The following is a 7,077-nucleotide window of genomic DNA, read 5'->3' as shown; positions in this document are numbered from 1 at the left end:
TCTTCCAGGGCGGTGTCGTCAAAGCGCTGGCGAACCGGATACAGCTCCCACCCGTTTTCCATGGTCCTCACCCCTCCCTGAGTGCAGCCCCGAGGCGCCCAGCATACCTTCCAGCCGCAGGGCGGCCCTGGATCCGAAACGAGGTGCCGCATCACCCCCGGCCGTAGCGCTCGGTGTAGTCCCGGAAGCGGGCCATGGTCTCCCGCGTGCGCTTGCCCGGGCGCCCGTCGGCCACCGGCCGCCGGTCGATCCGCACCACCGGCACGACCTCCTTGGTGGAGGAGGTGAGGAACACCTCCTCGGCCCCGTGCAGGGCTTCGAGGGTCAGATCGCCGATCTGCGCCGGCAGCGGCAGGTCCAGGTCCAGCACCACCTGGCGCGTGATCCCGGGCAGCAGGTCGGTTTCGGGGGTCAGCAGGCGCCCGTCGATCACGGCAAAAAGGTTGCTGGTGGTAAACTCCGTGACCCGGCCGTCGGGCTTGACATAGAGCGCTTCCACGGCGCCCTGGCGCCGGGCGTCCTGCATGGCGTGAATCGCGGGAATGTAGTTGATGCTCTTGGCGTTCGGCAGGTAGCGGCTGTAGGGAATGGTGACGATCCCGACACCGTCTTGCTGCCAGGTCTCAGGCAGCGGCGTCAGGGGCGTCACCAGGACCAGCAGCCGCGGCCGCCCGGCTGGCAGGAAGCAGTCCGGACTGCTGCCGCCGGTGACCACGATCCGGATGTTGGCCTCGGCATGCCCGTTGCGCCGCAAGGTCTCCCCGACGATGTCGGCGATTTCCCCCAGCGGGCGCCCCACCCCAAGCCCGATCAGTTCGGCCGAACGCTTAAGCCGGGCCAAATGGTCTTTCAGGTGAAACGGCCGGCCGCCATAAGTCCGCAGAAAGTCAAAAACGCCGAAACCCCGCAGGATGGACAGGTCGTCCACCGGCAGGCAAGCGGCCTGGGCCTGGACAAATTCGCCGTCGATGTAATAGATGTTCATACGCGATCCTTGTGATACGCTGTGATCAGGGGCCGCAAAAGGCCGCAACGGTAAGTGGTTGGGCATCATCGGCCAAGCCGGCCGGTTTGTCCAGCGGAAATTCGATGGTGCGCCGGCGGGCTGCGCGCGACGGCAGCGGCATTTGGGGCCGGCCTTTTTTTTTGCTTCAAAAAAACCGGCCATCCCTGTAAATAAACAGCACCCGGCCCGATCGGACAAGCGGGCCATATCGGCCGGGGCGTTGACCGAAGGTCCACCACCGCACGCGAGGCGCAGCATGTCGCAAACCCTCACCACCCTCCCCCGCCCGGACGGCTACCGAATGCCGGCGGAATACGAGCCCCACCGCGGCTGCTGGATGCTCTGGCCCTTTCGCCTGGACACCTGGCGCGCCGGGGCCCTGCCCGCCCAGGAACACTTCGCGGCGGTGGCTGCGGCCATCGCCCAGTTCGAACCGGTGACGGTGGGCGCAGCCGCCGGGCAGTATGAAAACGCCCGCCGGATGCTGCCACCCCACATCCGGGTGGTGGAGATGTCATCCAACGACGCCTGGATGCGCGACACCGGGCCCACCTTCGTGGTGGACGACCGCGGCGGCGTCAGAGGCGTCGACTGGCGTTTCAATGCCTACGGCGGCTTAAACGGCGGCCTCTATTTCCCCTGGGACCAGGACGACCTGGTGGCGCGCAAGGTGCTGGAAACCGAGGGCCTGGACCGCTACCGGGCCCCGCTCGTGCTGGAGGGCGGAGCGATCCATGTGGACGGCCAGGGCACCCTGATGACCACCGCGGAGTGCCTGCTCAATCCCAACCGCAACCCGGAACTCTCGCGGGAGGCGATCGAAAACCATCTCAAGACCTATCTGAACGTCCAGCGCATCATCTGGCTGGGAAAAGGCGTTTACCAGGACGAAACCAGCGGCCACGTGGACAACCTGTGCTGTTTCGTCCGCCCGGCGGAGGTCCTGCTGACCTGGACCAACGATGCCTCAGATCCGCAGTACGAGATATCCCGCCAGGCGCTGGAAGTGCTTTCGGCCGCCAGCGATGCCCGGGGCCGGCGGTTGACCGTTCACCGGATTCACCAGCCCGGGCCGCTCTTCTGGACGGCGGAGGAGAGCCGCTACCTGGCGGCGAGCAAAACGGGCTACGGCCGCCGGACGGGGGACCGCCTGGCGGCGTCGTACGTGAATTTCTACCTCGCCAACGGCGGGGTGGTCCTGCCGCTCTTCGACGACCCCCACGACCGCGCGGCGCTGGGGACCCTCACGCGGCTTTTCCCCGATCGGCGGGTGGTGGGGGTCCCGGCCCGGGAAATCCTGCTGGGCGGGGGCAACATCCATTGCATCACCCAGCAGCAGCCCCTGGGATACCGGGCGCCGGGTGCCGGCGAGAGGCCGCGCGCCCCCAAAGGAGGCAAGCAATGCGCAAGCTGACAGTTGCGGCAACCCAGATGGCCTGCACTTCGGATCGCATGGCCAATATCGCCGCCGCCGAAGAGCGGGTCAGAGAGGCCGCCGCCCGGGGGGCCGGCGTCGTTCTCCTGCAGGAGCTCTTTGAAACCCCGTACTTCTGCCAGGCCGAAAAAGCGGTTTTCTTCGACCTGGCCAGCGAGGTGGAGCGCAACCCGGCCGTGCTGCATTTTTCCAGGATCGCCCGGGAGCTTGAAATCGTCCTGCCCATCAGCTTCTTCGAACGCCGCAACCAGGCCCACTACAATTCCGTGGCGGTCATCGACGCCGACGGGTCGCTGTTGGGGGTCTACCGCAAAACCCACATTCCCGACGGCCCGGGCTACGAGGAAAAATTCTATTTCACCCCCGGCGACACCGGCTTCCGGGTCTGGCGCACACGCTACGCCGCCATCGGCGTGGGGATCTGCTGGGACCAGTGGTTTCCGGAGGCCGCCCGCGCCATGGCCCTGATGGGCGCCGAGCTTCTGTTCTACCCCACCGCCATCGGCTCGGAGCCGACCGACCCCGCCCACGATTCCAAGCCCCACTGGCAGATCTGCATGCAGGGCCACGCGGCGGCCAACATGCTGCCGTTGGTGTCCGCCAACCGCATCGGAACGGAAAGCATCGAGGGCTCCGAAATCACCTTTTACGGGTCGTCGTTTATCACCAACCACCGGGGCGAGATCGTGGCCGAGGCCGACGGCTGCAGCCCGGCGGTCCTGGTACAGACCTTCGATCTCGACGCCATCGCGGCCGCCCGCCGCGGCTGGGGGCTTTTCAGGGACCGCCGGCCGGAAACCTACGGCATCCTGATGACCAGCGACGGCCAGCTATGAATATGATAGCAGCCTGAAGAAGTCCAAGACAAACCCCAAACCATAAGGAGCATGACATGTTGGAGATCAAGGATTCGGTTGCCGTCATTACCGGCGGCGGCGGTGGCATCGGCCTGGCGCTGGCCCGCCACTGGGTGCAAAACGGAGGCAAGGTGGTGATCGCGGATGTCGCCGAAAAGTTTCTGACCGCAGCCGAGGCCGAGCTCAAAGCCCTGGGCGGCGCGGTGGCCACAGTAGTCTGCAACGTCACCCAGGAGGAGGACTGTGCGCGCCTGGCGGACACGGCCATCGAAAAATTCGGCCAAATCAACCTGGTGGCGCCCTTTGCCGGCATCATCAAGGACGGTTTGATGGTCTCGCCGGACCGCGAAACCGGGCAAGTGACCCGCAAAATGTCCCTGGCCGACTTTCAGGCCGTGATCGACATCAACCTCACCGGCGTTTTTCTCACCGTGCGCGAATGCACCGAGCGTATGATCAACCACAAGTGCAGGGGCCTGATCTGCCTGATCTCCTCCACCGGCTCGCTGGGAACCGCAGGCCAGATCAACTACGCTTCTTCCAAGGCGGCCATGTCGGTGATGCCCAAGGTGCTCACCGCGGAGTTCTTCCGGCGCGGCCTGGCCGACAGGATCCGCTGCGTGGCCGTGGCCCCCGGCTACGTGGGCACCCCCATGGTCAAGAACATGAACCAGAAGGCCCTGGACGCCATCCTGTCCCAGGTGCCCATCGGCCGGCTGATCGAACCCGAAGAGGTCGCCCTCCTGGTGGGCGATCTCTACCGCAATGAGGCCCTGGCCGGGGACGTCTTCTTCATTCACGGCGGCCTGCGGCTGGGCTCCAAGGGGTGACGGCGGTTTAACCGCGGGGCCTGCGCGGCGTAGGTTCTGCTGCGGCCAGGTCGGGTTCGCCGCAGCGTGCCAGGATGAAGTCCCGGGCCTGGCGGCGCAGCCCCAGCGCCCGCTGCCAGGCGGCCTGGTCCTCGCTGGCCGCTGCCGGCGCTTCTACTGGCGCGCCGATGTGCACTTCCAGGGCGCCGCGGCGCGGTATGAGCGTATCGGGGTGCAGCGCGAAGCGCGTGCCGCGGATGGCCACCGGTACGAGCGGCACGCCGGTTTCGGCCGCGGCAACAAACGCCCCCATTTCAAAGGGCCTGAGACCCGAAACCCGGGTGAAGGTCCCTTCCGGGAAATAGACCAGGCGCTGCCCAGGGCGCAGCAGGGTCTGGATGCGCCGGGCGTCTTCGATGCCCTGGGCCGCGTCGAAGCGTTCCACGAAATGGGTCCCCAGCCGGCGCAGCATGAAATGCAGGCCGGGCACGGCGGTCAACTCCACCTTGGCCACGAAACAGGACACCTCGGGGAGCGCTGCCGCAATCACCAACCCATCCAGATAGCTGGCGTGGTTGGCTGCCACCACGTGGGCCGCGCCTGCCGGCAGGCGCGTCAGCCCCTTGACGGTAATCGGCATCCCGGCCGCCCGGAAAAGCAGCCGGGCTCCCCGGCGCATGGCCGCCCAGCGCCAGCTCAGCCTCGGCAGCACGGCTGCCAGCAGCCCCAGCGGCGGCAGGAGCAGGAGAAACAGGCCCCAGACGTAAACCCCGTAAGCCAGGGCGGCGGATCGCCCCAGCACCCGGCCGGCCATCGCAGCCCCCCCCGACAGCCACAGGCGAAAGAGTTGCCAGGCCAGGGGCGGCGGCGCGACCCCGATGCGGCCCTTTTCGAAGCGCTCCCGGCTGGCGGTGCGCCGGATCTTGCCGCTGGAGGTCTTCAACACGCTTCCCGGCGGCACCAGGGCGATCTCATCCGGCGGGCTGCCCACCAGATCCAGAGCGACCGATTGGATTTCCCCCCGCAGGCGCGCCAGCACACCGGCCCCGCTTTCACGGGTTTCAGCCATGACCACCAGGCGCTCGGTACCCGTCCGGGGGTCGGGGGTGCCAAAAACCGCCACGTTGCCCTTGCGCACCCCGGCCAGGTTGCCCACCGCCTCCTCCAGTTCCTCCGGATAGATATTGCGCCCGCCGCAGATGATGATGTCCTTGGTGCGCCCGGTGATGAAGATTTCGCCGTCCGCCAGGTAGGCCAGATCACCGGATTCCAGCCAGTCGCCCTGGAAAAGCCGCTGGGTCTGGCGGGGGTTGCGGTAGTAGCCGCTGCAGGCCGACGGGCCGCGGAACTGCAGCCGCCCCTGGCGGCGTTCGGGCAGCTCGCGCCCGCCGGGGTCCACGATCCGAACCTCGTGACCGGCCAGCGGCCGGCCGCAGCTCACAAACTGCAGCGGCTGGGGCGCGTCGGCCGCCACCTCCCGGGCCAGCCCGGAACTCATCAGGGTGGCGCGGTCCACGCGGTCCACCCGCCAGGCGCGCCCTATGGGCGGAAAGGCCAGCCCCACCGTGGATTCCGCCAGGCCGTAAACCGGCATCAGGGCCTCGCGGCGCAGGCCGTAATCCTTGAAACGCTCGTAAAACCGCTCCAGGGTTGCTTGGCTGACCGGCTCGGCGCCGTTGAAGGCGCAGCGCCAGGTGCTGAGATCCAACTCGGTGAGATCCTCGTCGGCCAGCCGTTTCAGGCAGATTTCATAGCCGAAATTGGGGGCCGCCGAAAGGGTCCCGCCAAAGCGCTGAATCGCGCGCAGCCAGCGGCCAGGCCGCGCCAGGAAATCCATGGGCGACATGGATATCAACAGGGCGCCGTAGTAGAGAGGGCTCAGCCAGGCGCCGATCAGACCCATGTCGTGGTAGAGGGGCAGCCAGCTGACGACGACATCCTCGGAGCTCGCCGCGATGGCGCACCCCATGCTGCGGATGTTGGCCAGCAGGTTGGCGTGGGACAGGATGACCCCCTTGGGGTTGCCGGTGCTGCCGGAGGTGTACTGCAAAAAGGCGGTGTCCGCGGCCTTGACCAGCGGCAGCTGGAAAGACGGTGACTGGGCGCGAAGGTCGGCGGCGGAGATCAGATGGATGAGGGCTGTCGCCCGGCTTTTCAGCAGGCGGGCCAGCCCCCGGGCCTCGGGGATTGTGACCAAAATGGGGGCGCCGCAGTTTTGCAGGATGGCCTGGTGCCGCTTGAGGTGCTCCACCAGCTGGCTTTTGCGTACCGGCGGATAGACCGGCACCGGAATGCCGCCGGCCAGCAGGACGCCGAAAAAGGTGAAGAAATAGTCCGTGCCGGTGGGCAGCATGATGGCCACCGGCTGGCCGCAGCGCAGCCCCAAGCGCTGCAGGCCGCCGGCAACGGCCGCCGCGCCGGCGTAGAGGTCCCTGTAGGTCAGGGTTTGAGTGCCAGCCGAATCGTGGGCCCAAAGCCGGATGTGGGCCCGCTCGGGATGGGTGTCCACGTGCCACTGGAGCGCCTCGATCAGGGTGCGGGCGTGTCGGGGCGCCTCCGCTTCCTCCCGGGGTCCGGGAACCGCGGGCTCCAGTGCAAGATCGTGCGCCGCGATGGGCTGGGCTGCCCTCAGTGCGCGCAGCAGGTCCCGCGGGGTGTCGGCCTCGGTGAAGGCCTGGGCGGGGAAGGTGAGGCCGAAATGGCGCTCCACCCGCGCCAGCAGCTCCATCCGGGCGAGACTGCCCAGCCCCAGATCGCGCTCCAGGGAGACGTCCAGCGTCACCGCCGGCAGGGAATCTGGCTGGGCGCTCAGCTCGGCGGCCAGCTGCCGGATGATCTCCAGCAGGGCATCGGCGGAAATCTCGGCTGCCGGCTTGAAAGTGTCGGGCTGCATGCGCCCTCCATCGGTGGTTGCGGGCAAAGGTGGCAAAGGGGGGCGAAAAATGGGATGGTTGGACCGGTTATGATGCT

5 protein-coding genes are annotated in these 7,077 nt (G+C 67.4%); 3 read left to right on the top strand and 2 right to left on the bottom strand.

Going from position 1 to position 7,077, the window contains the following annotated elements:
- Nucleotides 1-151: 151 nt before the first annotated feature.
- Entirely contained in the window at nt 152-985 is an 834-nt protein-coding gene (locus LJE63_11750; GenBank protein MCG6907279.1) for an aminotransferase class IV, read from the bottom strand.
- A gap of 277 nt (nt 986-1,262) precedes the next feature.
- Between LJE63_11750 and aguA the strand changes: the two genes are divergently transcribed.
- Genes aguA through LJE63_11735 form a run of 3 tightly spaced genes read left to right on the top strand, consistent with a single transcriptional unit; the run spans nt 1,263 to nt 4,128 of the window.
- Nucleotides 1,263-2,420, top strand: coding sequence for an agmatine deiminase (gene aguA, locus LJE63_11745; GenBank protein ID MCG6907278.1), 1,158 nt, complete (start codon nt 1,263-1,265; stop codon nt 2,418-2,420).
- Complete coding sequence (gene aguB / locus LJE63_11740; GenBank protein ID MCG6907277.1) at nt 2,408-3,277, top strand: N-carbamoylputrescine amidase; 870 nt, start codon at nt 2,408-2,410, stop codon at nt 3,275-3,277. The genes aguA and aguB overlap by 13 nt, the downstream gene beginning before the upstream one ends.
- A gap of 56 nt (nt 3,278-3,333) precedes the next feature.
- Entirely contained in the window at nt 3,334-4,128 is a 795-nt protein-coding gene (locus LJE63_11735; GenBank protein ID MCG6907276.1) for an SDR family NAD(P)-dependent oxidoreductase, read from the top strand.
- Nucleotides 4,129-4,135: 7 nt separating this feature from the next.
- On the opposite strand, the gene LJE63_11730 is transcribed toward LJE63_11735, so the two are convergent.
- Nucleotides 4,136-7,000 (bottom strand): AMP-binding protein, encoded by a 2,865-nt coding sequence (locus LJE63_11730; protein ID MCG6907275.1) that lies wholly within the window; start codon nt 6,998-7,000, stop codon nt 4,136-4,138.
- Nucleotides 7,001-7,077: the final 77 nt, after the last annotated feature.

It is taken from the genome of Desulfobacteraceae bacterium (assembly GCA_022340425.1).
Taxonomy (GTDB): domain Bacteria; phylum Desulfobacterota; class Desulfobacteria; order Desulfobacterales; family JAABRJ01; genus JAABRJ01.
The sequence above is the reverse complement of the archived record's forward strand: the minus strand, read 5'-3'. Positions and strand labels throughout refer to the sequence as shown.